This window comes from Intestinibacter sp., assembly GCF_034113885.1.
Taxonomy (GTDB): domain Bacteria; phylum Bacillota; class Clostridia; order Peptostreptococcales; family Peptostreptococcaceae; genus Intestinibacter.
Genome location: NZ_JAXEWM010000047.1, coordinates 1 through 26202, shown reverse-complemented (window position 1 = coordinate 26202; position 26202 = coordinate 1). Strand labels below are relative to the sequence as shown.

General features: G+C 32.0%; 22 protein-coding genes, 1 tRNA gene and 1 riboswitch. All 23 genes read left to right on the top strand.

Annotated elements, in window-relative coordinates; genetic code table 11:
* Window positions 1-736 precede the first annotated feature (736 nt).
* Window positions 737-2695 carry an anaerobic carbon-monoxide dehydrogenase catalytic subunit gene (gene cooS / locus SPD90_RS03155; protein ID WP_320924277.1) on the top strand — a complete coding sequence of 653 codons (1959 nt, stop codon included), beginning with the start codon at window positions 737-739 and terminating at the stop codon, window positions 2693-2695.
* Window positions 2696-2851: 156 nt separating this feature from the next.
* Entirely contained in the window at window positions 2852-3646 is a 795-nt protein-coding gene (locus SPD90_RS03150; RefSeq protein ID WP_331680225.1) for an ATP-binding protein, read from the top strand.
* Between the two features lie 94 nt (window positions 3647-3740).
* Entirely contained in the window at window positions 3741-5417 is a 1677-nt protein-coding gene (locus tag SPD90_RS03145) for a formate--tetrahydrofolate ligase (protein ID WP_320625142.1), read from the top strand.
* Window positions 5418-5564: 147 nt separating this feature from the next.
* Entirely contained in the window at window positions 5565-6197 is a 633-nt protein-coding gene (locus SPD90_RS03140) for a cyclodeaminase/cyclohydrolase family protein (protein ID WP_320626867.1), read from the top strand.
* A 278-nt stretch (window positions 6198-6475) separates the two neighbouring features.
* Window positions 6476-7333, top strand: coding sequence for a bifunctional 5,10-methylenetetrahydrofolate dehydrogenase/5,10-methenyltetrahydrofolate cyclohydrolase (locus SPD90_RS03135; RefSeq protein WP_320626866.1), 858 nt, complete (start codon window positions 6476-6478; stop codon window positions 7331-7333).
* Between the two features lie 46 nt (window positions 7334-7379).
* Window positions 7380-8054, top strand: coding sequence for a methylenetetrahydrofolate reductase C-terminal domain-containing protein (locus tag SPD90_RS03130; protein WP_320626865.1), 675 nt, complete (start codon window positions 7380-7382; stop codon window positions 8052-8054).
* Between the two features lie 30 nt (window positions 8055-8084).
* Window positions 8085-8966: a methylenetetrahydrofolate reductase gene (locus SPD90_RS03125; protein WP_320626864.1), complete on the top strand. Its 882-nt coding sequence runs from the start codon at window positions 8085-8087 to the stop codon at window positions 8964-8966.
* 153 nt (window positions 8967-9119) lie between these two features.
* Window positions 9120-10508, top strand: a complete 1389-nt coding sequence (gene lpdA, locus SPD90_RS03120; protein ID WP_320626863.1) for a dihydrolipoyl dehydrogenase — start codon at window positions 9120-9122, stop codon at window positions 10506-10508.
* A gap of 85 nt (window positions 10509-10593) precedes the next feature.
* Window positions 10594-11364 (top strand): ATP-binding protein, encoded by a 771-nt coding sequence (locus SPD90_RS03115; protein WP_320626862.1) that lies wholly within the window; start codon window positions 10594-10596, stop codon window positions 11362-11364.
* Window positions 11365-11415: 51 nt separating this feature from the next.
* Complete coding sequence (gene acsD / locus SPD90_RS03110) at window positions 11416-12360, top strand: acetyl-CoA decarbonylase/synthase complex subunit delta (RefSeq protein WP_320626861.1); 945 nt, start codon at window positions 11416-11418, stop codon at window positions 12358-12360.
* A gap of 34 nt (window positions 12361-12394) precedes the next feature.
* A complete protein-coding gene (gene acsC / locus SPD90_RS03105) occupies window positions 12395-13750 on the top strand; it encodes an acetyl-CoA decarbonylase/synthase complex subunit gamma (protein WP_320626860.1) in 1356 nt (451 codons plus the stop codon).
* A gap of 126 nt (window positions 13751-13876) precedes the next feature.
* Window positions 13877-14689, top strand: coding sequence for a carbon monoxide dehydrogenase/acetyl-CoA synthase methytransferase subunit (gene acsE, locus SPD90_RS03100; RefSeq protein ID WP_320626859.1), 813 nt, complete (start codon window positions 13877-13879; stop codon window positions 14687-14689).
* A gap of 77 nt (window positions 14690-14766) precedes the next feature.
* Entirely contained in the window at window positions 14767-16902 is a 2136-nt protein-coding gene (acsB, locus tag SPD90_RS03095) for an acetyl-CoA decarbonylase/synthase complex subunit alpha/beta (protein WP_320626858.1), read from the top strand.
* A gap of 42 nt (window positions 16903-16944) precedes the next feature.
* The gene (gene gcvH, locus SPD90_RS03090) at window positions 16945-17319 is read left to right on the top strand and encodes a glycine cleavage system protein GcvH (RefSeq protein ID WP_290685549.1); all 375 of its coding nucleotides are present in this window, start codon (window positions 16945-16947) and stop codon (window positions 17317-17319) included.
* 93 nt (window positions 17320-17412) lie between these two features.
* A riboswitch (cobalamin riboswitch) is annotated at window positions 17413-17586 on the top strand.
* Between the two features lie 273 nt (window positions 17587-17859).
* Entirely contained in the window at window positions 17860-19788 is a 1929-nt protein-coding gene (gene acsV / locus SPD90_RS03085) for a corrinoid activation/regeneration protein AcsV (protein ID WP_320924276.1), read from the top strand.
* A 203-nt stretch (window positions 19789-19991) separates the two neighbouring features.
* A complete protein-coding gene (locus tag SPD90_RS03080) occupies window positions 19992-20183 on the top strand; it encodes a CooT family nickel-binding protein (protein ID WP_290685545.1) in 192 nt (63 codons plus the stop codon).
* 65 nt (window positions 20184-20248) lie between these two features.
* Complete coding sequence (locus SPD90_RS03075) at window positions 20249-20665, top strand: DUF3842 family protein (protein ID WP_320626856.1); 417 nt, start codon at window positions 20249-20251, stop codon at window positions 20663-20665.
* A 20-nt stretch (window positions 20666-20685) separates the two neighbouring features.
* The gene (locus SPD90_RS03070; protein WP_320626855.1) at window positions 20686-21087 is read left to right on the top strand and encodes a zinc transporter; all 402 of its coding nucleotides are present in this window, start codon (window positions 20686-20688) and stop codon (window positions 21085-21087) included.
* A gap of 153 nt (window positions 21088-21240) precedes the next feature.
* Window positions 21241-22023 carry a histidinol-phosphatase HisJ gene (hisJ, locus tag SPD90_RS03065; protein ID WP_320924275.1) on the top strand — a complete coding sequence of 261 codons (783 nt, stop codon included), beginning with the start codon at window positions 21241-21243 and terminating at the stop codon, window positions 22021-22023.
* Window positions 22024-22660: 637 nt separating this feature from the next.
* Window positions 22661-23977 carry a branched-chain amino acid transport system II carrier protein gene (brnQ, locus tag SPD90_RS03060; RefSeq protein ID WP_320924274.1) on the top strand — a complete coding sequence of 439 codons (1317 nt, stop codon included), beginning with the start codon at window positions 22661-22663 and terminating at the stop codon, window positions 23975-23977.
* 155 nt (window positions 23978-24132) lie between these two features.
* Window positions 24133-24223: transfer RNA gene (locus SPD90_RS03055), tRNA-Ser, on the top strand.
* A 125-nt stretch (window positions 24224-24348) separates the two neighbouring features.
* Window positions 24349-25914, top strand: a complete 1566-nt coding sequence (locus SPD90_RS03050) for a ClC family H(+)/Cl(-) exchange transporter (protein ID WP_320924273.1) — start codon at window positions 24349-24351, stop codon at window positions 25912-25914.
* A 142-nt stretch (window positions 25915-26056) separates the two neighbouring features.
* A partial coding sequence (locus tag SPD90_RS15280; protein WP_320924278.1) for a UvrD-helicase domain-containing protein occupies window positions 26057-26202 on the top strand: 146 nt, incomplete at its 3' end.

Sequence of the window (26202 nt, the reverse complement as noted above, 5' to 3'; positions counted from 1 at the left end):
TATTAAAATCCCTTTAGGGATTGCATAGTATCAAAGGGCTGTAGCTTGAACGAAGTGAAAGCTGGCGCCCTTTAGGCGCAGCCAGTAAAAGAGGCTTATAGCCTCAGAGCAAACCACCCGTTTTACGGGTGGTTATGATTTTATTTACATTATTATAGATAGAATATAAATGTTGTAATATTCGTATAAAAATTCGAAAAATAAAGATAATTTATTGTCGAAAATAAAAATATTGTTAAAAAAAAAGCAAAAAAATAAAACCATATTATATTTATATAATTAAAATTATATCCTATACAATTGGAAAAAAATGAGATATAATTAAATAGAATGTTAAATTGTGTGAAGGCATTTTCTGAATTAAATGAAAAGGATTTACAACTGATAAAATGAAAAAAGTAGTAATGAATTTTAGTATAAAATTTTACTAATTTAATAATTAATGCTAAAACACAATAACAAATAATATTGTAAAATTTAATTAAAGAAAAAAATCAAATAACAAAAATTATTTAATGTCAAAATAACGTAATTTTTGTTAAAAAATTATTAAAAACTTTACCCAAAATAGTATTTTTGGTATATAATTTAGTTAAGAATATATTCTTGAGAAGTATGTGTTTTATCGTTTAGAAATATATATTGATTAAGAATGTATTTATATAAATAATAAAGACATTTTCTTATAACAGCATTTTAGGGGAAAAAATTTAATTTTAAAAAGGGGAATATGAATATGGATAATAAAATGTTAGAACAAATGCAAGCCATGACTATAGACCTTAACAGTAAGGCTCTATTAGAAAAAGCTGAAAAAGACGGCGTTGATACAATGTACAAAAGAAAATTAGGATATAAAGTACAATGTGGATTCGGTCTTTCAGGTGTTTGCTGTAGAAACTGCGGTATGGGACCTTGTAGAATAAGTGCTAAAACTCCAAGAGGACTTTGTGGTGCTGACGAACATACAATAGTTGGTAGAAACTACGCTAGAATGTGTGCTGGTGGATCTGCTGCCCATTCAGACCATGCTAGAGATATAACTCATACATTAGGATTAACTACTCCAGGAGGAGCTTACCAAGTTGCTGAACCAGAATTATTAAAAGAATTCGCTGTATTTATGGGAATAGATCCAGAAGGTAAAGATATATATGACTTAGCTCATGAAGTATCTCATGAATGCTTAATGGAATTTGGTAAACCACATGGTGTATCTAGATTATTAGCAAGAGCTCCTAAACAAAGACAAGAAGTATGGAAAGCTTATGGTATAGAACCAAGAGCAATAGATAGAGAAATCGCTACAGTAATGCATTCAACTCATATAGGATGTTGTGCTGATATAGATGCTTTAGTACATATGGCATTTAGATGTTCTATGGCAGATGGTTGGGCTGGATCAATGATAGGTACAATGTTATCTGACATATTATTCGGAGCTCCAAAACCAGTTCACACAGAAGCAAATACTAACGTATTAGCTGGAAATAATGTTAACATAGTTCTTCACGGACATGAGCCAACATTATCAGAAATGATAGTTTTAGCTGCTGAATTACCAGAAATGCAAGAATTAGCTAAAGAAGTTGGAGCAGACGGAATCACTTTATCAGGTGTTTGCTGTACTGGTAACGAATTAACTATGAGACATGGTATAAAAATAGCTGGTGACTTCCATCAACAAGAATTAGTATTAATCACTGGTGCTGTAGAAGCTATGATAGTTGACGTTCAATGTATCTTCCCTGCATTAGCAGAAGTTGCTACTCATTATCATACTAAATTCATAACTACTTCACCAAAAGCTAGAATAACTGGTTCTACTTACATGGAATTCCATGAAGAAACTGCATTAGAAGATGCTAAAACAATAGTTAGAGAAGCTATATTAAACTTCAAAAACAGAGATCCAGAAAAAGTTATGGTTCCAGAATTAAAATCAGAAGCTATGGTTGGTTATGCTGAATCTGCAATAGTTGGACAATTAAATAATGTTGTTAACACTCAAATAGATGAAATGAACACATTAAAACCATTAATAGATGTTCTTGCATCTGGTGTAATAAGAGGGGTAGTAGGAGTTGTTGGATGTAACAATGCTAGAACTCCATCTAACTACAACCACTTAACTATAATGAAAGAATTAATCAAAAATGACTTCTTAGTTGTTACTACAGGATGTGGTGCTTCTGCAGCTGCTAAGAATGGATTAATGTTAAAAGAAAACGCTGATAAATACTGTGGTAAAGGTTTAGCTACAGTTTGTAAATTAGTTGATATACCACCAGTAATCCATCTAGGATCTTGTGTTGATAACTCTCGTATATTAAACGTTTGTTCATTAGTTGCTAAAGCATTAGATATGGATATATCTGATTTACCAGTTGCTGGTTGTGCTCCAGAATGGATGTCAGAAAAAGCTATAGCTATAGGTACTTATGTAGTTGCTTCTGGTATAGAAACATTCTTAGGTGTTATGCCTCCAGTTACAGGTTCTTCAAGAGCTGTTGAAATATTATGCGGAAGCATAAAAGATAAAGTAGGAGCTTGCTTCCATGTAAATGAAGATGCAGTAGGATGCGCTCAAGATATAATGGATTGTATAGAAGCTAAGAGACCTCATTTCGAAGCTTTATATCAAGAAAAAGTTCTTAATAAGAGAGTTGCTGGAGAATTAGATTGCTTATACTAAGATTTAGTTATGGTAAACAATTTATAGAAAATTAAATTTATAGAATAGAGAAAGGTAGTCTATTATGAAAATAATAGGCTACCTATTAAATACACGTTAGACAGACATAAATACATAGTTTCAAAACTATATGACAGAAAAGGTGGTAATAAAGAAATGAAAGTAGCAATAACAGGAAAAGGTGGAGTAGGCAAAACAACTTTTGCCTCAATGTTATCAAGAATGTTTGCTGATGAAGGTTATAGAGTTGTTGCTGTAGATGCCGATCCAGATGCAAACTTAGCCTTAGCGCTAGGTTTTCCAAAAGAAATATATGATTCAATAGTACCAATTTCTGAAATGAAAAAGTTAGTTTCTGATAGAACAGCAACAAGTGAAGGTACATTTAATAAAATGTTTAAACTTAATCCAAAGGTTGATGATATACCAGAAAAATATTGTAAAACATATAATGGTGTAGGATTATTAACTTTAGGAACTGTTGACACAGGTGGTTCAGGTTGCGTGTGTCCAGAACACGTACTATTGAAAAGATTATGTTCTCATTTAATATTACAAAATAAAGATGTTGTTGTTATGGACATGGAAGCTGGTATTGAGCATTTAGGTAGAGGTACTGCACAAGGTGTAGATGCTTTCATAGTGGTTGTTGAACCAGGTGAAAGAAGCCTTCAAACTTATAGAAAAGTAAAGAAACTAGGCAAAGATATTGGCGTGAAAAGGGTTTTCGTCGTTGGAAATAAAATGAGAAACGACGAAGATATCGAATTTATAAAAAGTAATCTAGAAGATGGAGAAGCTCTAGGATTTATACATTACAACCAAACTGTAATAGATTCAGATAGATCTAATAAATCTCCATATGATGTTAGCGACGATGCCAAAAACGAAATTAGAGCTATAAAAAATAGATTACTAGAAATAGAAGCGGAAAATAAAAAGAATAAATAGTTTTTATTTTTATTTAATTTTAGAATACAGTATTTAATTAACATTATTTATTAATGTTATTAAAATATATAAAAATTGTGGGAGGATGTTTGTTATGGGATTCAAATCAGATATTGAAATAGCTCAAGAAGCTAAACCTCAAGATATTAGAGAAATAGCTAAAAAATTAGGATTAACTGAAGATGACTTAGAATTATATGGTAAATATAAAGCTAAAGTTGACTACAATCTACTTAAAAAAGATAATGGTGGAAAAAAAGCTAAATTAATATTAACTACAGCTATCAACCCAACTCCAGCAGGAGAAGGAAAAACTACTACTACTATAGGTGTAGCAGACGGTTTACAAAAATTAGGTAAAAACGTATTAGTTGCATTAAGAGAACCTTCTCTAGGACCAGTATTTGGTGTTAAAGGTGGAGCAGCAGGTGGAGGATATGCACAAGTTGTTCCAATGGAAGATATCAACTTACACTTTACAGGTGACTTCCATGCTATAGGAGCTGCAAACAACCTATTAGCTGCAATGGTAGACAACCACATTCATCAAGGAAACTCTTTAAGAATAGATCCAAAGAGAATAACTTGGAGAAGATGCGTAGACATGAACGATAGACAATTAAGAAATATCGTTGATGGTCTTGGTAAAAAAGGTGACGGTGCTGTAAGACAAGATGGATTCGATATAACAGTTGCTTCTGAAATAATGGCAGCATTCTGTTTAGCAGATGATATAGCTGACTTAAAAGTTAGATTAGGAAGAATCATAGTTGGATACAGCTACGAAGGAGAACCAGTAACAGCTAAACAATTAAACGCTAATGGTGCAATGGCTGCATTATTAAAAGACGCTTTAAAACCAAACCTAGTACAAACACTAGAAGGAACACCAGCATTCGTACATGGTGGACCATTCGCTAATATAGCACATGGTTGTAACTCAGTTATAGCTACAAGAATGGCTATGCACTTTGCAGACTATGTAGTAACTGAAGGTGGATTCGGTGCAGACTTAGGTGCTGAAAAATTCTTAGACATTAAATGTAGAATGGCTAACTTAAAACCAGATGCAGTTATAATAGTTGCAACAGTAAGAGCATTAAAATACAATGGTGGAGTACCAAAAGCTGACTTAAATAACGAAAACTTAGAAGCATTAGAAAAAGGTATACCAAACCTATTAAAACACGTAGAAAACATAACTCAAGTATACAAATTACCAGCAGTAGTTGCTATAAACGAATTCCCAACAGATACAGAAGCTGAAGTAGAATTAGTTAGAGCAAAATGTAAAGAATTAGGCGTAAACGTTGCTTTATCTCAAGTATGGGCTAAAGGTGGCGAAGGTGGTATAGAATTAGCTAAAGAAGTTATAAGATTATGTGATGAACCAAATGACTTCCAATTCTGCTACCCAGATGACTATACATTAAAAGAAAAAATAAATGCAATAGCAACTAAGATATATGGAGCTGATGGTGTAGATTATACTCCAGAAGCAGAAAAAGAATTAGCTAACTTAGAAAATCTAGGATTCGGTGGAGTTCCAGTTTGTATGGCTAAGACTCAATACTCATTAACAGATGATCAAACTAAATTAGGTAGACCAACAGGATTTAGAATAACAGTTAGACAAGTAACTATATCTGCAGGAGCAGGATTCGTAGTTGCATTAACTGGTGAAATAATGAAGATGCCAGGACTTCCAAAAGTTCCAGCAGCTGAAAAGATCGACGTTGATGAAAACGGAGTAATATCAGGATTATTCTAGGGATAAACGATAAATTTAATTATATATAATGTGTAAAGAGTAATAACTTGATACATATAAAATGGCAAAATAAATAATTTTAAAGAAGATAGTGTGCTTATGCACACTATCTTCAATGAAAAAATGAGATAAAAAGGAGATATACCTATGGAAAAAATAGCTGAAAAAAGTTGTATAGGTTTTGTAGACGTATTAGGTTCTAAAGCACCAGTTCCAGGTGGTGGAGGAGCTGCTGCATTAGTTGGTGCTGTTGGTATGGCTTTAGGTAGCATGGTTTGCTATTTAACATCAGGAAAGAAAAAATATGCACAATACGAAGATGATATACAAGCTATATTGAAAAAAGCAAAAGGCTTACAAGATCAATTATTAGAAATGATTGATAAAGATGCTGAGGGATTTTTCCCGCTTTCTCAAGCATACGGTTTACCAGCTGGTACAGATGAAGAAAAAGCTGCTAAAGATGTAGAATTAGAAAGATGCTTAAAATTAGCATGTGAAGTTCCTTTTAAAATAGTTGAACTTTGCCATGAAAGTATAAAATTACATGAAGAATTAGTAGATAAAGGATCAAAACTTGCTATAAGTGATGTAGGCTGTGGAGTTCAATCTTTAAGAGCTGCTATATTATCTGCTCAACTTAATGTAATAATAAATGTTGAATTAATGAAAGATAAAGAATATGCTAAAGCTTTAGATGAAAAATGTGATGCTTTAGTTAAAGATGGTGTAGCAATTTGTGATGCAGTATATGACAAAGTAATAGCTGCAATGAGATAGCAATTATTTATATAATATCAAATAATTAAAAATTAAATATAATTTGAAAATAAAATATACGATATAAATTTAAAATAGAAAAATTAAAATTTTAAAACAAAAAAATTAAATAAAAATAAAAAATTATTTATAATTGCAAAATGATGTATTATTTTTAATAATTTTTTAACAAATACTTATAATTATATACAATATTCTCTAAAAAATGTGTATAATTATAGTATATGGAAATATATAACTAGTAAAATAAAATTTTTTGAATTAGGGGGCGTTTTAAAATGGGAGAAATAATTAAAGGTAAACCAGTTGGAGATGCACTAAGTGAACAATTAAAAGTAGAATGTGAAGCTCTAGTTAAAGAAGGTATACAACCAAAATTAGCTATATTAAGAGTTGGAGCAAAACCTAATGACCTTTCTTATGAAAAAGGTGCTTTAAAAAGATGTGAAACTATAGGTATCGCTACTCAAGTTACTGAACTACCAGAAGGAACAACTCAAGATGAATATATAGCAGCATTAGAAAAATTAAATAATGATGCTTCTGTAAATGGTATATTAACATTTAGACCTTTACCAGAAGGAATAGATGAAGAAGTTATTAAACATGTTATAGCAGCAGAAAAAGATATAGACTGCTTCAGTCCTTTAAATACAGCTAAACTTATGGAAGGTGACAAAACTGGATTCCCTCCATGTACACCAACTGCAGTTGTAGAAATATTAAAACACTACAATGTACCTCTAAAAGGAGCTAACGTAGTAGTTTTAGGTAGATCTATGGTTGTTGGTAAACCAGCTGCAATGTTATTATTAGGGGAAAATGCTACAGTTACTATATGCCATTCAAAAACTAAGGATTTACCAAAAGTTTGTGCTGAAGCTGACGTTTTAGTTGCAGGTGTTGGTAGAGCTAGAATGGTTAACGCTGATTACGTTAAAGAAGGTGCAGTAGTTATAGATGTTGGTATAAACGCTAAACCAGAAGGTGGCGGAATCTGTGGTGACGTTGATACAGATGCAGTATTAGATAAAGTATCTATGGTAACTCCAGTTCCAGCAGGTGTTGGTTCTGTTACTTCTTCTATACTAGCTAAACACGTTATAAAAGCTTGTAAACAACAAAATAATAAATAATATAATTAATTGTATATACTAAAATACAAATTGGGGGTAAAATCGTATGGTAGTTTCTGAAAAAAAACCAATAGAAGAATTATTAGGTTACTTAAAAGGCGCTAAAAAAGTAGTTTTAGTAGGTTGTGGTGACTGTGCTTCTGCATGTAAAACTGGTGGAGAACCTGAAATAGCAGAAATGAAAGAAACTCTAGCTGCTAATGGAATAGAAGTTACAGGATCTGTAATAATACCAACAGCATGTAATTTACTTTTAGGTAAAAAAGAATTAAAAGCAGTTAAAGATGCTCTTAAAGAAGCTGATGCTGTAGTATCTATGGCATGTGGCGACGGTACTCAAACAATAATGAAAAACGTTAAAAAACAAAATATACCTGTTTATCCAGCAAACGATACTCTATTCATCGGTGAAGTTGAAAGAGTTGGTAAATTCGAAGAAGCTTGTAAAGCTTGTGGAGAATGTGAACTTGGATGGACTGGTGGTATATGCCCAGTAACTATGTGTGCTAAAGGTTTAGTAAACGGTGCTTGTGGTGGAGCTAAAAATGGTAAATGTGAAGTTAGCCCTGACAACGACTGTGCATGGGTATTAATCTATGAAAGACTTAAAGCTTTAGGTCAATTAGATAACATGAAAGAAGTTAGAGCACCAAAAGATTATTCTAAACAACTTAATCCAAGAAGACACGAAGTTGGAAAAAAAGCTGAAGCTCAAGCATAATAAAAGGTTATTAAAAGGGGGATTTTTTAGATGAGTAAGTTAAGAGAAGCATTCGAAAAAGGTGAATTTGCAATAACTGCTGAAATGGCACCTCCAAAAGGGACTGATTTATCACATTTAGCAGAATGTGCTAAAAAAGTTATTGGTAGAGTACATGCAGCAAATGTTACTGATAACCAATCTGCAGTAATGAGAACTTCATCTCTTGCTACATGTAAAATGTTAAAAGATTTAGGATTAGAACCAGTTATACAAATGACAGGTAGAGATAGAAACAGAATAGCTATAGAAAGTGAAATGCTTTCTGCAGGATTCTTTGGAATAGATAACTTATTAGCTTTAACAGGTGACCATGTATGTGTAGGTGACCATAAAAATGCTAAACCAGTATTCGACTTAGATTCAGTTAGTATATTAGCTACTGCAACTATGATGAATAATGGTACTGATAGTGCTGGATTAGAATTAAAAGGTAAAACAGACTTCTTCCTAGGAGCTTGTGTTACTCCAGAATACGAACCAATAGAAGTACAATTATTAAAAATGGAAAAGAAAATAGCAGCAGGTGCTAGATTCTTCCAAACTCAAGCTGTTTACGATATAGAACATATGAGAAAATTCAGAGAATTAACTAAAGATATGGACTGTAAAGTAATGGCTGGTATAGTTCCACTTAAATCACCAGGAATGGCAAGATTCATGACTGCTAATGTTCCAGGAATTTTCGTTCCAGATGATCAAATCGAAAGATTAAAAGCAGCTGGTAAAGAAAATTATGTAGCTGAAGGTATAAAAATGGCTGGTGAATTCATAAGACAATTAAAAGAAGAAGACTTATGTGATGGTGTTCATATAATGGCTATAGGTGCAGAAGAAAATGTACCACTAATATTAGACGCTGCAGGTTTATAAAATCTAAAATAAATTAAAAAATTTAATATAAAAACAAGATAATTAACTCTATATTGGGTATAATATATATATAAATATTATATCTAATATAGATTAATATAAAAAAGTTTATTCTATAAACAAATCATAAAAGGTAAATGGGGGAAATAACAAATGAAAGTAGCAGTAATAGGAGGCGGCCCAGGAGGATATGTAGCAGCTTTAAAGGCAGCTATGCTTGGTGCTGAAGTAACTGTAATAGAAAAAAATAGATTAGGTGGTACTTGCTTAAACGTAGGTTGTATACCAACAAAAGCTTTATTAGCATCTGCTGACGCTATGAGAGCAGTAAAAGAAGCTAAAGAATTCGGTATAGAAGTTGAAGGTGAAGTTAAACCTAATTTTGAAGCTATAATGGCTAGAAGACATAAAATAACTGATGAATTAGTAGCAGGAATACAATTCCTATTTGACAAAAGAGGAGTAAAAAAAATAGACGGTTTTGGTAAATTAGTAGATAAAAATACTATAGAAGTTACTAAAGCTGACGGAACTACTGAAACAGTTGTAGCTGATAAAATAATATTAGCTAATGGATCTATCCCAACAGTATTCCCAGGAATGCCTTACAATGGTAAAAATGTTATAACTTCTGATGAAATATTAAATTTAACTAAACAACCTGAATCATTAATAGTTGTTGGTGGTGGAGTTATAGGTAGTGAAATAGGACAATTCTTTGCAACTATAGGAACTAAAGTAACTATAATAGAAATGATACCTCAAATATTAGGTAGAATGGACTCTGAAGCAGCTAAAAACTTAGCTAGACAATTCAAAAAAGACAAAATAAAAGTTATGACTAGCGTTGCTGCTGATAAATACACTGTAACTGATGAATCAGTTAAATTAGATTTAAATAATGGTAAATCAATAGAAGCAGAAATGGTATTACTTTGCGTAGGTAGAAGACCTAACTTAGCTAACTCTGGTGTTGAAGAAATAGGTATAGAAATGGCACCAAGAGGATTCGTAAAAGTTAATGAATACTTAGAAACTAGTATACCAGGAATATATGCAATAGGTGATATAATACCAGGAGCTATGCTTGCTCACGTTGCATCTGCTGAAGGTATGGTAGCTGCTGAAAATGCTGTTAAAGGTAACAGTGAAACAGTTAATTATAAAGCTATACCAAGCTGTGTTTACACTGAACCAGAAGTATCAGGTGTTGGTGTAACTGAAGACGAATTAAAAGCTAATGGAACTCCATACAAAGTTGGTAGATTCGAATTCAGAGGCTTAGGTAAAGCAAAAGCAATAGGTAAATTACAAGGTTACATAAAAGTTATGACTGACGAAGATGATACTATAATAGGTGCTTCTTTAGTTGGACCACACGTAACTGACTTATTAACAGAATTATCTTTAGCTGTAGGCTTAGGATTAAAAGCTAAAGATGTTGGTAAAGTAATACATGCTCATCCAAGTTTATCTGAAGGTTTAATGGAAGCTATACATGATATACATGGTGAATGTGTACATGCTATACCAAAAAAATAATTTAATTAATAGCAAGCACAGAGTTTGACATAATTTTATAAAAGCTCTGTTGTGATAAAACTTAACTTAAGGGGGATATCATAAGATGACTTATAATATTGCTGTAGCCGGCAAAGGCGGAGTTGGTAAAACTAGTCTAACAGGGCTTTTAATTGACACATTAGTAAAACAAAAAAAGGATCCTATTCTAGTAGTTGATGCAGATGCAAACTGTAATCTTTATGAAGTACTAGGAGTAGAAGAACCTGAAACAATTGGACATATTAGAGAAGAAGCTAATATGAGAGAAAAAAATGGAGATTCATTTCCAGGAGGAATGACTAAAGCTCAATTCTTACAATGGAAGTTAAGCATGATATTAGAAGAGGGCGATGGATATGACATGTTAGTTATGGGTAGATCAGAAGGAGAAGGTTGCTATTGTTTCGTAAATGGAATATTAAAACAGCAAGTTCAAAAAATTTCAGATCACTATAACTATGTAATCACAGATAATGAAGCAGGTATGGAACATATAAGTAGAAAGCTTACTAAACATGTTGATACTCTTATATTAGTCAGTGATTGTTCAAGACGTAGTATCCAAGCTGTTGCAAGAATTAGAGATTTAGCAAAAGAAATGAATTTAAGCGTTGGCAAAATTGGATTAATCGTTAATAAAGCTCCAAACGGAGAATTAAATGACGGTGTAAAAGAAGAAATAGCTAAATACGATTTAAATTTATTTGGAGTAGTTCCTTCAGATGAATTAATATATGAATATGATTCAGTAGGTAAAGCTTTAGTAGATTTGCCAGCTGATTCAAAATCTAGAGTAGCACTAGAAAAAATAATAGAAACTCTAGACTTGCCTTAATATATAGAGAGGCGCATTATAAATTAAAATAGGCTTAAGGGGGAAAAAGATATGGCATTTAAAATGTCTACTCAAAAAGTTACTGGAACAATTAATGTAGTAGAAATAGGAACAGGAGATAAAGCTATAAAATTAGGTGGAGAACAAGTTCTTCCATTCTATAGCTTTGATGGAGAAACAGGAAATGCACCAGTTGTTGGAGCTGAAATATCAGATATACAACCTGAAGAATGGATAGATTGCTATTCTAAAATATATGGAGATGTTTGGGCAGATCCTGCTAAATGGGCTAAATACGTTGAAGATAACACAGAAGCAGATTTCATATGCTTAAGATTAAATGGAGCTAATCCTGATGGAGCAGATAAAACTCCAGAAGAATGTGCAGAAGTAGCTAAAGCTGTTGCTGATGCTATAACTTTACCATTAGTAGTTGCTGGATGCGGTAACGCTGAAAAAGACGGTAAAGTATTTGATAAAGTTTCTGCTGCATTAGAAGGTAAAAATATATTAGTATTATCAGCTGTAGAAGATAACTACAAAGCAGTTGGTGCTGCTGCTGGTATGGCTTATGGTCAAAAAGTTGCTGCAGAATCTGCAGTTGATATAAACTTAGCTAAACAAATGAATGTATTACTTACTCAATTAGGCGTACAACAAGAAAACATAGTTATGAACGTTGGTTGTTCAGCAGTTGGTTATGGTTATGAATATGTTGCATCTACTATGGATAGAGTTAGATTAGCAGGATTCAACCAAAATGATAAAGCATTACAAATACCAATAATAACTCCAGTTTCATTCGAAGTTGGTCACGTTAAAGAAGCTATCGCTCCAGAAGCAGATGTTCCTGAATGGGGAGATAACGAAGCTAGAACAATAGGTATGGAAGTATCTACAGCTGCAAGTGTAATCATAGGTGGAGCAAATGCAGTTATACTTCGTCATCCAGAATCAATCAAAACTATAAAAGGTTTAGTAAGCGCTTTAGCGTAATATAATTTATTTGTAAGGTTAGGGGGAAATAATAATGGCATTAAAAGCATTAGATATATTTAAATTAACACCAAAGAAAAACTGTAAGGAATGTGGATTTCCAACTTGTATGGCTTTCTCTATGAAAGTTGCAAGTGGAGCTGTAGAAGTTTCTGCTTGTCCAAAAATGTCTGACGAAGCATTAGCTAAATTAGCTGCAGCTACTGCACCTCCAATGAAAACTTTAAAAGTTGGTGCTGGTGAAAATGAATATGAACTAGGTGGAGAAACTGTATTATTCAGACATGAAAAAACTTTAGTAAACAGAAATAGATACGCTGTTAAATTCTGTGATTGCATGGATGCTGCTGCAGTAGATGCAAAAATAGAAGGAATGAAAGTTGTTAACTATGAAAGAATAGGCGAAATAATGAAACCTGAATTCGCTTATATCAAATACAATGGTAATAAAGATAACTTCTTATCTATAATAAATAAAATAAAAGATAGCGATGTTGAATGTGCATATGTAGTAGAAGTTGCAGATGCTGACGTTGCTAAAGAAGCTGTTGCTGCATTAGCTGGATTAAACCCAGTTGTAATAGGAGCTAACAAAGATAACTTTGCTGCTATGGTAGAAGTAGTTAAAGCTGATAACTTAGCTTTAGGTGTACAAGGAGCTAGCTTAGAAGAATTATATACTACAACTCAAGCTATAGAAGCTGCTGGTTACAAAGAATTAATAATAGATGTAACAGGTGAAACTATAAAAGATACTTATGTAAATGCTGTACAAGTTAGAAGAATAGCATTAAAAGAAGGAGACAGAAGCTTTGGTTATCCATCATTTATAGACTTAGCTAAATTAGCTGATGGAAATGATAACTTAGAAATAGCATTAGCTTCAGTATTCACTGTTAAATACGGAACTATATTAGCTGTAGCTGATATGACTTATGCTAAAGCTTTACCACTTTATGCGTTAAGACAAAATATCTTCACTGACCCTCAAAAACCAATGAGAGTTGAAGCTAAAGTTTATCCATTAAATAACCCAGACAAGACTTCTCCAGTATTATGTTCAGTTGACTTCGCGTTAACTTACTTCACAATAACTGGTGATATAGAAGCTTCTAAAGTACCTTGCTGGTTAATGGTTCCAGATGCTGGTGGATATTCAGTTCTTACTGCTTGGGCTGCTGGTAAATTCGGTGGATCTGTTATAGGTGCATTCGCTAAAGAATGTGGTATAGAAGGAATAACTGATAATAGAGACATAGTTATACCAGGTAAATTAGCTGTTATACAATCTGACGTAGCTGACAATATGCCAGGATGGAATGTTGTTATAGGACCATTAGAATCTATGGAACTTCCAAAATTCTTAAAAGAATATGCTGCTAATCACTAATATTTACTAGTAATAAATTGCTTATTTAAGATTTATCAATAAAACATTAAATTAAAAATTATGTCTAGGAGCTTAGATTAATTCTAGGTTCCTAGAAATAGAATAAATTCTAAGGGGGATATAAGTATGGAAAAATTTATGATGATAGGTGAAAGAATACACTGTATAGCACCACCAATAAGAAAAGCTATAGCTGAAAGAGATCCAGAACCAATCTTAAAAAGAGCTATAGAACAATTAGATGCAGGAGCTCACGTTATAGATTTCAATATAGGACCAGCTGAAAGAGATGGAGCTGAAATAATGCAATGGGGTGTTCAATTATTACAATCTGAATTAAATAATGTACCACTTGCTTTAGATACTGCTAACAGAGATGCATTAGAAGCTGGACTTAAAGTTTATGACAGAACTAATGGTAAACCAATAATAAACTCTGCAGATGCAGGTCCAAGAATGGGATTAATGGAATTAGCTGGTGAATATGATGCTGCTATAATAGCATTATGTGCTAAAGAAGGTATACCAGCAGATAACGATGAACGTATGGGATATTGTACAGAATTAATAGAAGCAGCTGCTATGGCTGGTATAGATCCTGAAACTGACGTTTATTTTGACCCACTTTGCTTAGTTATAAAAGGTATGCAAGATAAACAAATGGATGTTTTAGATGCTATCAGACAAATGACTGAAATGGGATTAAAAACTACTGGTGGTTTATCAAACGTATCTAATGGTTGCCCAAAACATATAAGACCTATATTAGATAGTAACTGGGTAGCAATGGCTATGGCTAATGGATTCAGTTCAGCAATAGTTAACCCATTAGATGATATATTAGTTCAAACTATAAAATCTTGCGATATAATAAGAAATGCATCTTTATATGCTGATTCATACTTAGAAGTTAAAGAATTAGGATTTGATTACAAATAAAAATAATTAATAAATAAAAAATTACAGTCAAGATGTAAAAGTCTTGACTTGTAAATAAATTTAAAGGGGGAAGTAGAGTGAATTTATATAACATAATTTATACAGGTGCTAACCAAGCATACGATGCTGCAAGTGCAGCTTTAACAGCAGTAGTAGCTGAAAAAGGTAAAGATTGTCCAGTTGCATTTCCTGACACTGCATATGCTATACCATGCATATATGCAGCTACAGGATTAAAAGCTACAACTTTAGCAGATTTAGAAACAGCTCTAGGAGTTGCTAAATCATTAATAGTTGAAAAACCATTATTAGAAACAGCTTTAAATGCTGGTTTAGCTACTGCAGTTTGTGCAGAAATAATCGAAGCTATCAAATATGTAAATAGTGAAGCTCCATACGAAGCTCCTTGTGCAGGACACGTAGTTGACCCTATAATCAGATCTCTAGGTGTTCCACTTGTTACAGGAGATATCCCTGGTGTTGCTGTTGTTCTTGGTGAATGCCCAGACTCTGAAACATTAGGAAACATAGTTAAAAAATACCAATCTGCTGGTATCATGACTTTCTTAGTTGGTAAAGTTATAGACCAAGCTATAGAAGCTGACGTTAAAATGGGTGTAGACCTTCGTGTTATACCTCTAGGATATGATGTAACTTCAGTTATCCACGTTGTTTCTGTTGCTATAAGAGCTGCATTAATATTCGGTAATGTAAAACCTGGTGACTTAGCTGGATTATTACAATACACTGCAGAAAGAGTTCCTGCATTCGTTAATGCATTTGGACCACTTAGTGAATTAATAGTTGCTTGTGGTGCTGGAGCTATAGCTCTTGGATTCCCAGTAATAACTGACCAAGTTGTTACAGAAGTTCCTTGCAACTTATTAACTCAAAGAGATTACGATAAATTTGTTGCTACTTCATTAGAAGCTAGACACATAAAAATAAAAATAACTGAAATACCAATACCAGTTGGATTCGCTGCTTCATTCGAAGGTGAAAGAATCAGAAAAGCTGAAATGGCTTACGAATTTGGTGGAAATAGAACTCCTGCTTGGGAATTAGTTAAATCTTATGATTTAGGTGAAGTTGAAGACCATAAGATAGAAGTAATAGGACCAAACATAGATCCAGAAGCTGCTAAAGACGGTGTTGTTAGATTACCTCTTGCAATAATCGTTAAAGTTGCTGGTAGAGCAATGCAAACTGACTTCGAACCAGTTCTTGAAAGAAGATTCCACTACTTCATGAACTACACTGAAGGTTTAATGCACGTTGGACAAAGAGACCAATCTTGGGTAAGAATATCTAAAGATGACGTTGCTAAAGGATTCAAATTAGAACACATAGGTGAAGTTATGTACGCTATGATGAAAGATGAATTCGATGCAGTTGTTGATAAATGTGCTGTAACTATAATAACTGATGAAGCTATGGTTAATGACTTAAAACATGAAGCTGTTGAAAGATACAACGCTAGAGATGACAGATTAGAACAATTAACTGACGAAGCAGTTGATGATTTCTATTCTTGCAACATGTGTCAAGCATTCGCTCCAGCTCACGTTTGTATAGTAACTCCAGAAAGACTTGGATTATGTGGTGCAGTTTCTTGGTTAGATGCTAAAGCTACTAAAGAACTTAACCCAACAGGACCATGTCAACCAATAGCTAAAGGTCCTTGCCTAGATGAAAAGAAAGGTATCTGGCAATCAATGTCTGATGCAGTTAACCAAATATCTCAAGGTGCTGTAGAAAACGTAACATTATACTCTATAATGGAAGATCCAATGACTTCTTGTGGATGCTTCGAATGTATATGTGGTATAATGCCTGAAGCTAACGGATTAGTTATAGTAAACAGAGAATATGCTGGTACTACTCCAGTTGGTATGACATTCGGTGAATTAGCTTCTATGACTGGTGGTGGAGTTCAAACTCCAGGATTCATGGGTCATGGTAGACATTTCATCTCTTCTAAGAAATTCGCTTACACTGAAGGTGGACCAGAAAGAATAGTATGGATGCCTAAAGAATTAAAAGATTCTGTTGGAGAAAAATTAAATAAAACTGTAAAAGAAATGGCTGGTATAGATAACTTCACTGATATGATATGTGATGAAACTATAGCTGTTGATTCTGAAGCAGTTTGTGCTTTCCTTGAAGAAAAAGGACATCCAGCATTATCTATGGATTTCATAATGGGAGAATAATTATAGATTAATTTAAGATAACACAATAGGGGGAAAATACACATGGAAACTTTAAACGATAGAAAATATAGTCCAAAACATACTTGGGCAAAATTAGATGGAGAATTCGCATATATAGGAGTAACTGACTTTGCTCAAGATCAATTAGGTGAAGTTCTATTCGTAGAAATGCCAGAAATAGAAGATGAATTAACTAAAGACGTAGACTTTGGTGTAATAGAATCTTCAAAAGTTGCTTCTGAATTATTCGCTCCATTATCAGGAGAAGTAGTTGAAATAAACGAAGATAAATTAGAAGACGAACCAGAATATGTTAATGAAGCTCCATACGATGCTTGGATATGCAAAATAAAAGTTGCTGATCCTGCTGAATATGATACATTATTAACAGCTGAAGAATACGAAGCTACTTTATAAAAATTTGAACCCAATTAATTCGGATAAATAAATAAAGAAGTATAGCGAAAGTGAGTGCACGCGCTTTTGCTATACTTTTTATTTAAAATAACATAATTTAATAGGAATTTAGGTTTTCTTAATTGAAATTAATAGGGAAAAAGGTGAAAATCCTTTACAGTTCCCGCTACTGTAATATAGACGAAACCATGGACCACTGTGATTTACGGGAAGGTTGGGAGTAGGATGAAGTTAAGTCAGGAGACCTGCCTAAATGAAAAGTGATTTTACCTCGGGAGATAGGAGTTATTCACGATTATTGAAATTAGGTTAGGATGTTGCTTAGTTCATTTATGAAAATTGGCTAATGTAAACTTAATGAAATAAAGAGTTTGTAATTATGAGTCTTCAAGATGAAGGCTTTTTTTATTTAGTAGAAAATGTATAAATTTTAATTTTATGAGATAATAACGTTATAAAAGTATATTGAATATGATAAAATAGTATTGAGACTTTGAATATTTAATGTATGTATATATTATATTTTGGGGAGGATAAAATATGGCAAAGGTTGTTTTTAGACCATCAGGTAAAACAATAGAATGTGAAGTAGGGGATAATTTATTAGAAGTAGCTAGAAGAGCAGATGTATATATAGAAGCTCCATGTAATGGTAGTAAAAGCTGTGGAAAATGTAAAGTAAAACTACTAAGTGGTGAAGTTAAACAAGAGATATCATCTCATTTAACTGACGAAGATAAAGCAGACGGATATATACTAGCATGCTGTTCAACAATCATATCAGACATAGAAGTTCTTACAAATTCTTCTTTAGATATGGCAATGAGAGGTATGAAGGTTGAAGGTGGAGATACTGCTAAAGACAAAGCGTTATTTGACAGAGCTGTAGAAATAGCTCAAAATCATGATTTAACTTTAGAAACTAACATAAAGAAAACTTGTATAACTCTAGACGAGCCAACTCTAGACGACAATATAAGTGATGTAGACAGATTAGAAAGACACATAAGCATGAATTTTGGAAAAGAAATGACTTATGATATAGAAGTTCTAAAGAAAATGCCAAAAGCATTTAGAGAAAATAATTTTGAAATAACTATTACATATAGAGATTTCGATGATAGATTAGAAATAATAGATGTTGAATCAGGTAATACAGAAGGTGAATTATACGGTTTAGCAATAGATATAGGTACAACTTCAGTTGTTGTATGCTTAGTTAATATGATAACTAATGAAGTAGTAGAAAAAGGTGCATCAGGAAATGGACAACTTCAATTCGGTGCAGACGTTATAAATAGAATAATTTACGCTATCAAGAAAAACAACATAGAAAAAGCTAAGGCTGCAATAGTAGACGACACTTTAAATATGTTAATAAATGAATTATTAAAAGCATCAGGTATAAAGAGAAACAACATAGTTAGCGTTGTTGCATCAGGAAATACAACAATGGCTACTTTATTCTTAGGAATATATCCAGACTTCTTAAGATTAGAACCATTTATACCACCATTCTTCAAATCACCAAAATTAACTGCTAAAGAAGTTGGCTTAGATATAAATCCAAGTGCAGGTGTTTACCTATCACCAAATGTAGCGAGCTATGTAGGTGGAGACATAACAGCAGGTGTATTAGCAGCAGGTATATGGGCAAATGAAGAAAATGTTTTATTCATAGACTTAGGTACTAATGGAGAAATAGTATTTGGTAACCAAGATTTCATGATGAGCTGTGCATGCTCAGCAGGTCCTGCTTTTGAAGGTGGAGGAATTAGCTGTGGTATGAGAGCTTCAGCTGGAGCAATAGACAGCGTAGATATAGATCCTGAAACTTTAGTACCAACATTAAGAACTATAGATAATGAACCTGCAATAGGTATATGTGGTTCTGGTATAATCGATTTAATATGCGAAATGCTTAAAGAAAATATCATTGACAGAAGAGGTAAAATACATAGAGACCTACAAAATGAAAGAATTAGATTTGATGAAAATGATATCGGAGAATATGTATTAGCATTTGAAAAAGACAATGAACACTTAAGCAGTGATTTATTTATAACAGAAGTAGATATAGACAACTTCATAAGAACTAAAGGAGCTATATACTCAGGAGCTGCTACATTAATCGAAAGTTTAGGAATGGACTTTGATTGTGTAGATAAGGTTTATATAGCAGGTGGTATAGGAAACCACCTAAATATAGAAAACTCTGTATTTATAGGATTACTTCCTGATATAGATAGAGATAAATTCCAATATATAGGAAACAGTTCACTAATAGGTTCTTACTTAACATTATTAAGTGATGAAGCAAGAGCTAAACTAGAAGAAATAGCAAGTATAATGACATATATCGAATTAAGTGTATATCCAACATATATGGATGAATTCGTATCTTGTTGCTTCTTACCTCATACAAATATAGATGCATTTCCAAGTGTAAAAGCTATATTAGAGGGGTAAATATATAATAAAATAGAATTAAAGTCAAATACAGTATTTTTAAATATTGTGTTTGACTTTATATAAACAAGAGTGCTATACTAAAGGTATATGAATATTAAGTAATGAAATCATGAAGGTTTCTATGGTATTGTAATACCTTAGAGACCTTTTTTTGATTTTTAGTAAAATCGCTTTAAAAGTTTTATAGGAGGGTGATTTATATGTGTGAATCAGCAGCATTTGTTTTAGGAAAAAATAATGAATTAACAAGAGTTATGGAAAATGTAGTTAATGTAAATCCTGTTAATGGAAAAGTGTATCTAACAGATTTACTAGGCGAAGAAAAAATACTAGACGGATACATAAAAGAAATTAAATTAATGGATCACAAAATAATATTAGCTCAAGATTAATACAAAGTTATTTTAAAAGTATTAAATTTATCTTAGCTGAAAAATATCAAGATGAGGTATAGCACATGATAATAGCAGTGATAGATGGAATGGGCGGGGGAATAGGCGCCCAAATTATATCAGCTTTGAGAGATGAATTGCCTACATATATTGATATATATGCTCTAGGTACAAATTCAATTGCAACTAGCGCGATGATGAAATCTCATGCTAACAAAGGAGCTACTGGAGAAAACGCCATTGTAGTATCATCTAAAAAAGCTAATATAATAGTTGCCCCAATTGCTGTAACTATGCCAAATGCAATGATGGGAGAGGTTACTGGCAGAATTAGTGAAGCTATATGTGATAGTGAGGCTTTAAAAATATTATTACCTATTATGCCAGAGAATTTTTCTTTAGTAGGGGTAGAGAACAAACCATTATCTTTATTGATAAAGGATACAATAAAGGTAATTAAAAAAGAATTTAACATAAAATAATATAGTTGGAGGAAGATAAAATGATATTCAATAAAGACTTAGTAAGATACCACCATGACCATGATTGTGGATGCGGATGCGGTCACGATCATGCACATACACATAGCCACGGAGATGGTTGTGAACATACACATAGCCATAGTCATGAACATGGTCACGACCATGATCATTCACATACTCATGGAGATGGCTGTGGATGCGGACATAGTCATGCAGAAGTAGAAAATAAAGACGAAAAAACTTTAAATATATTACTAGTTCATTGGGTAAACCACAATCAATCTCATGAAGAAGGATTCCAAGAATGGGTAGAAAAAGCTAAAGCTATGGGTAAAACTGAAACAGCTGAATGCATAGAAAAAGCAATCGAATACATGCAAAAGGCTAATGAAATGTTAGTAGAAGCTAAAAAAAATATGTAATGATTATAAATAGGAGTGATATGAATTTATTTTTATATCACTTCTTTTTTTTGTTGTAATTAAATTCTTGTAATCGGCGAAAAGGTTCGCTAATTAGATGTCAAAGTGGTAGAATGTAATAAATACAACTAAAATGAATTGGAGGAGTACACGATGAAAGACGGACATATACATACACCATACTGTCCTCATGGGACAAAGGATACTTTTGATGATTATGTGAAAAAAAGTATAGAGGTAGGTCTTGATGAAATATCATTTACAGAGCATTTCCCGCTTCCAGACGGATTTAAAGATCCAGCGCCGGATGATGATAGCTCAATAAAGTTAAATCAAATGGAGGATTATTTAAAGGACGTAAATGAGATAAAAAATAAATACAAGGACCAAATAAAGATAAATGTAGGTGCAGAAGTAGACTATATAGAGGGATTTGAGGAAGGTATAAAGGATTTACTAAACAAATACGGAGAATATTTAGAGGATAGTGTTTTATCAGTACATATGGTCAAAATAGATGATCAATACTATTGTATGGATTTTAGTAGCGGTGAATTTGAGAAGCTTATAGATTTGCTAGGCTCAGTAGAGGATGTATATAACCTTTACTATGAAACGCTTATAAAGGCAGTAAAAAGCGATTTAGGACCATATAAACCTAAGAGAATAGGACATATAAATTTAGTCAGAAAATACAATAAAAAATATCCATATGATTACTCTAAAAATCAAAAATTAAAAGAATTAGTAGAGTTAATAAGCGAAAAAGGATATGAATTAGATTACAATGTGGCTGGCTTATTTAAAGAAGACTGTGGAGAAACCTATATAAGTGGGTATTTGGCTGAATTAGTTAAAAAATACAATATAAAAGTAGTTTTAGGTTCAGATTCACATAGTGCAAAATATATAGATAAATACGAAATAAATATATAAAACATATAGATAAATGGAGGTTTATGACCCATATGTTTTTTATATGAGTACCATTTATTAAAATTTATATGATGCAAAAATAGCTGATTTTTATGATATCGATTGATATTGTGAGAATCAGTTATTTTATTATTTAAATAAGTTTATTATTAAAATTTTATAAACAAATTTAAAAAAATAAATTGAAATGTGCATTTTTTATCAATAAAATAAGAAAAAATAAGATTATAAATATTCTGAAAAAGAAATTTGTAATTTTGATTTTTTATTATTTTAATAAATATTTCAAAAATTACAAGAATTTTGTTTATTTAAAAAAGTAATAAAAAATAGTAAAAAATAAAAATAAATAAAGTATTTAATATAAAAAATGAATAAAAAATAGTATAAAATCGGTATAAGGTTTAAAAAATAAATAATAAATATCCAAATATTGAAAAAAATATATCCATATGATAATCTTTAAATAAGAACAGTTCAAATGTAAACGGTTTTAATATTATATTTATTATTTTAATATTAAAATTTATACAGTTAATATATTAACAAAGAAATAGGGAATGAAAAAAGGCTTTAATTATATGGGATATATAAATATATGAAAAAATTATATATTAAAAATAGGGGGATCAAGGAATTGAGTAATTTAAACGAAAAAAGTAAAATGGATTTTATGGTAATTGGATTTGCAATTTTTTCAATGCTATTTGGTGCAGGAAATTTAATATTTCCACCATTCTTAGGATTTTTGACAGGCTCTGCTTGGATGGTTGGATTTTTAGGATATGTACTAGCAGATATAATATTAGGTGTATCTGGAATTATGACATCTCTAAATCATAACTATGAGGAAAACGGTGCCATATCTATAGCATCTAGAGTAGATAAGAGATTAGGATTATTATTAGGAATAATTATGATTACATGTATAGGACCAGCAGTTGCTATACCTAGAACTGGAGCTATAACTTTTGAAATAAGTGTACTTCCATTATTTCCAAGCTTTAATCCTTTAGTATTTTCAATAATATTCTTTGGAATTACTTTAGCATTTACAATTACTAAATCTAAAGTAATCGATGTTATAGGAAAAGTATTCACACCAATATTATTAATCGCATTAGCTATATTAATAATAAAAGGAATAATTAGTCCTATAGGAGATATGAGTCAAACTCCAGCTATATCAGGTAGTGTGTTTGGAGAAGGATTAGCTCAAGGTTATCAAACTATGGATGCATTAGGAGCAGTTGCACTTGCATCACTTGTAATGGGATCAATACTTTCTAAAGGGTATACTGATAAAAAAGAAAAACGTAAAATATTAGTTAAATCTAATGTAGTTGCAGCATTATTTTTAATATTAGTATATGGAGGATTATGCTACATAGGTGCTACAGCATCAACAACTTTAAATGTGAATTTAGGTCAAACTGGATTACTTACAACATTAACTTATTTAATAATGGGTAATTTTGGAAAAGTATTGTTGGCTATAATAGTTTTCTTCGCTTGTCTTACAACTTCAGTTGGATTAACTTCAGTAGCGGCAGGATTTTATGAAGAAGTTTCAGGTGGAAGATTAAATTATAAGGTTTTAGTAGTAGCTATTTGTGTTATATCTACTATTATATCTACTATGGGTGTAAGTACTATAATAATGGTTGCAGGACCTCTACTAGACATAATATATCCTGCAGCAGTAACATTAATAGTATTGACATTAATGAGCAGCAAAGTAAAAAGCAATGCAGTATTTAATATATCATCAATAGTAGCTGCTTTATTTGGAGTAATGAATGTTTTAAAGGTAGAATTTGTACAAAGCTTACCTTTATCAGAAGTAGGATTAAATTGGATATTACCAGTTTTAATAGTTGCTTTAATTACTAACTTTGTAACAGGCTTTAAACATAAAGAAGATGAATTAGATGCCGATACACAAATATTATAATTAGATAGAATACCCTTCTTGTTAATATATTCCCTTTATAATAGTGTTTTATAAGTACTGTTATAAAGGGAATTTTAATTTTATGATTATAATGATAAGTAAAATAAAAATAAATTATTGACTAGTATAGAAATATAAGGTATACTAACAGTACTGGAGAAGTACTCAAGTGGCTCAAGAGGATCCCCTGCTAAGGGATTAGGCTGGGTAACCGGTGCGAGGGTTCGAATCCCTCCTTCTCCGCCATGATTAAATTATAAATATTTGCTAATAGAGCAGTGTAAAATTTGTTTTTACACTGCTTATTTTGTTGTATAAAAAAACTTTTTTTAATAAAATAAAATAAGTAGGAAGGGGGATTGGAAATATTTATGAAAAATATTCACGCGAGAACGAGAAAAATGCTAAACTATGGAAATTTAGAAAAGTATAGGATAGTAGCGGAATCATTAATAGTAGGATTGATGGTAGGATTGGTAATAGTATCACATAGATTGATATTATCTAAGCTATTTTCTTTATTTAATAGTTTTTATAGTTTGGGGAGAGAAAATACCTTTTATATACCAGTGATATTTTTAGTTTTGATAGCATTAGGCTATATAGTTGGGAAATTTGTAAAAATAGATCCTATGATAACAGGTAGTGGTATACCTCAGGTAGAAGGTATTTTACTTAGAAAGCTTAAACAAAAGTGGTATAGTGTTTTAATTTTGAAATTTATAGGTGGACTTGTATGTCTAGGTGCAGGATTATCTCTAGGAAGAGAAGGCCCTTCTGTGCAAATAGGTGCATGTGTAGGTGAAGGATTTGCCAGAACGACTAAAAAAATGGACAACGAGAAAAAATATTTTGTAACATGTGGTGCAAGTGCGGGGCTTGCTGCGGCTTTTAATGCTCCGATGGCAGGGGTTATGTTTTCACTTGAGGAGGCGCATAAAAATTTCTCGCCGATAGTATTGTTATCTGCGATATCGGCAGCTCTTATGGCGGATTTTGCATCAAAGAATTTCTTTGGATTGAAGCCTTCTTTAAATTTTCATCAATTATCAGCAATGCCTTTAAAATATTATTGGGCGCTTTTAATATTAGGTGCGGTAATAGGAATAAGTGGAACGATTTTTAACAAGGGATTACTGGTTTCGCAAAATATATATAAAAAGACAAATTTATCTATAGAGATGAAATGTATAATACCATTTATAATAACAGGAGTTGTTGGATTGACAATACCTGCTTTATTAGGTGGGGGACATGATTTAATTATGAGTTTGCAAGATACAAATATGCCTATTAACATATTGATGATGTATATCGTGATTAAGTTTATATTTACATTTGCATGCTTTGGATCTGGAGCACCTGGAGGGATATTTTTCCCATTATTGACTTTGGGTTCTCTAGTAGGAGATTTAGTTGGTATTATTATGGTAACTTACCTAGGAATTCCATCACAATATTTGTTGAATTTTATAGTAATAGCGATGGCAGGTCATTTTGCAGCTATAGTTAAATCACCTATAACTGCGATTATATTAATATCAGAAATGACTGGTTCACTTAATCACTTACTGTCTTTGGCGTTTGTATCTGTAGTTGCGCTTTTAGTTTCTGATTTATTGAAAACAAAACCAATTTACGAAGCTTTACTAGAGAGAATATTGAAAAACAACCACCTTACATTAGAGGGAAGCTATAACAGAAAGACTTTGATAGAAGTTTCTGTAGAATTAGGAAGTAATTTAGATAATCATTACATACAAGATATTATTTGGCCTGAGGGATCTCTAGTTGTATCTATAGTCAGAGGTGAAAAGGAAATTATTCCACACGGAGATACCCTGTTATTAGCTGGTGACTTGGTTACAGTTATGACTAATGAGAAGGATGCTCCAATTGTCTTGGAGGATGTAGGGCAAAAGGCTAGCTGTTCCTAGTCAATTCATAAATTTAGTTCGTTAAATGTATTTTTATATTAAAATAAGTGAACAATTAAATAAGGATATTTTATAGAGATATATCTGATATAATATGATAATGTAAATAATTTAATAAATTTTATACATTAAGGTGGAAAATATGATAGATATAGATAAATTAAATGAAAATCAACAAATGGCAGTCAAGCATGTTGACGGTCCGTGTATGGTATTGGCAGGCCCTGGTTCTGGCAAGACTAGAGTAATTACGTACAGAATAGTTAATATGGTCATGAATGAAGGCAT

Coding starts and splice junctions, on each gene's coding strand:
- cooS (WP_320924277.1), top strand. CDS start 737: ATGGATAATAAAATGTTAGAACAAATGCAAGCCATGACTATAGACCTT.
- SPD90_RS03150 (WP_331680225.1), top strand. CDS start 2,852: ATGAAAGTAGCAATAACAGGAAAAGGTGGAGTAGGCAAAACAACTTTT.
- SPD90_RS03145 (WP_320625142.1), top strand. CDS start 3,741: ATGGGATTCAAATCAGATATTGAAATAGCTCAAGAAGCTAAACCTCAA.
- SPD90_RS03140 (WP_320626867.1), top strand. CDS start 5,565: ATGGAAAAAATAGCTGAAAAAAGTTGTATAGGTTTTGTAGACGTATTA.
- SPD90_RS03135 (WP_320626866.1), top strand. CDS start 6,476: ATGGGAGAAATAATTAAAGGTAAACCAGTTGGAGATGCACTAAGTGAA.
- SPD90_RS03130 (WP_320626865.1), top strand. CDS start 7,380: ATGGTAGTTTCTGAAAAAAAACCAATAGAAGAATTATTAGGTTACTTA.
- SPD90_RS03125 (WP_320626864.1), top strand. CDS start 8,085: ATGAGTAAGTTAAGAGAAGCATTCGAAAAAGGTGAATTTGCAATAACT.
- lpdA (WP_320626863.1), top strand. CDS start 9,120: ATGAAAGTAGCAGTAATAGGAGGCGGCCCAGGAGGATATGTAGCAGCT.
- SPD90_RS03115 (WP_320626862.1), top strand. CDS start 10,594: ATGACTTATAATATTGCTGTAGCCGGCAAAGGCGGAGTTGGTAAAACT.
- acsD (WP_320626861.1), top strand. CDS start 11,416: ATGGCATTTAAAATGTCTACTCAAAAAGTTACTGGAACAATTAATGTA.
- acsC (WP_320626860.1), top strand. CDS start 12,395: ATGGCATTAAAAGCATTAGATATATTTAAATTAACACCAAAGAAAAAC.
- acsE (WP_320626859.1), top strand. CDS start 13,877: ATGGAAAAATTTATGATGATAGGTGAAAGAATACACTGTATAGCACCA.
- gcvH (WP_290685549.1), top strand. CDS start 16,945: ATGGAAACTTTAAACGATAGAAAATATAGTCCAAAACATACTTGGGCA.
- acsV (WP_320924276.1), top strand. CDS start 17,860: ATGGCAAAGGTTGTTTTTAGACCATCAGGTAAAACAATAGAATGTGAA.
- SPD90_RS03080 (WP_290685545.1), top strand. CDS start 19,992: ATGTGTGAATCAGCAGCATTTGTTTTAGGAAAAAATAATGAATTAACA.
- SPD90_RS03075 (WP_320626856.1), top strand. CDS start 20,249: ATGATAATAGCAGTGATAGATGGAATGGGCGGGGGAATAGGCGCCCAA.
- SPD90_RS03070 (WP_320626855.1), top strand. CDS start 20,686: ATGATATTCAATAAAGACTTAGTAAGATACCACCATGACCATGATTGT.
- hisJ (WP_320924275.1), top strand. CDS start 21,241: ATGAAAGACGGACATATACATACACCATACTGTCCTCATGGGACAAAG.
- SPD90_RS03050 (WP_320924273.1), top strand. CDS start 24,349: ATGAAAAATATTCACGCGAGAACGAGAAAAATGCTAAACTATGGAAAT.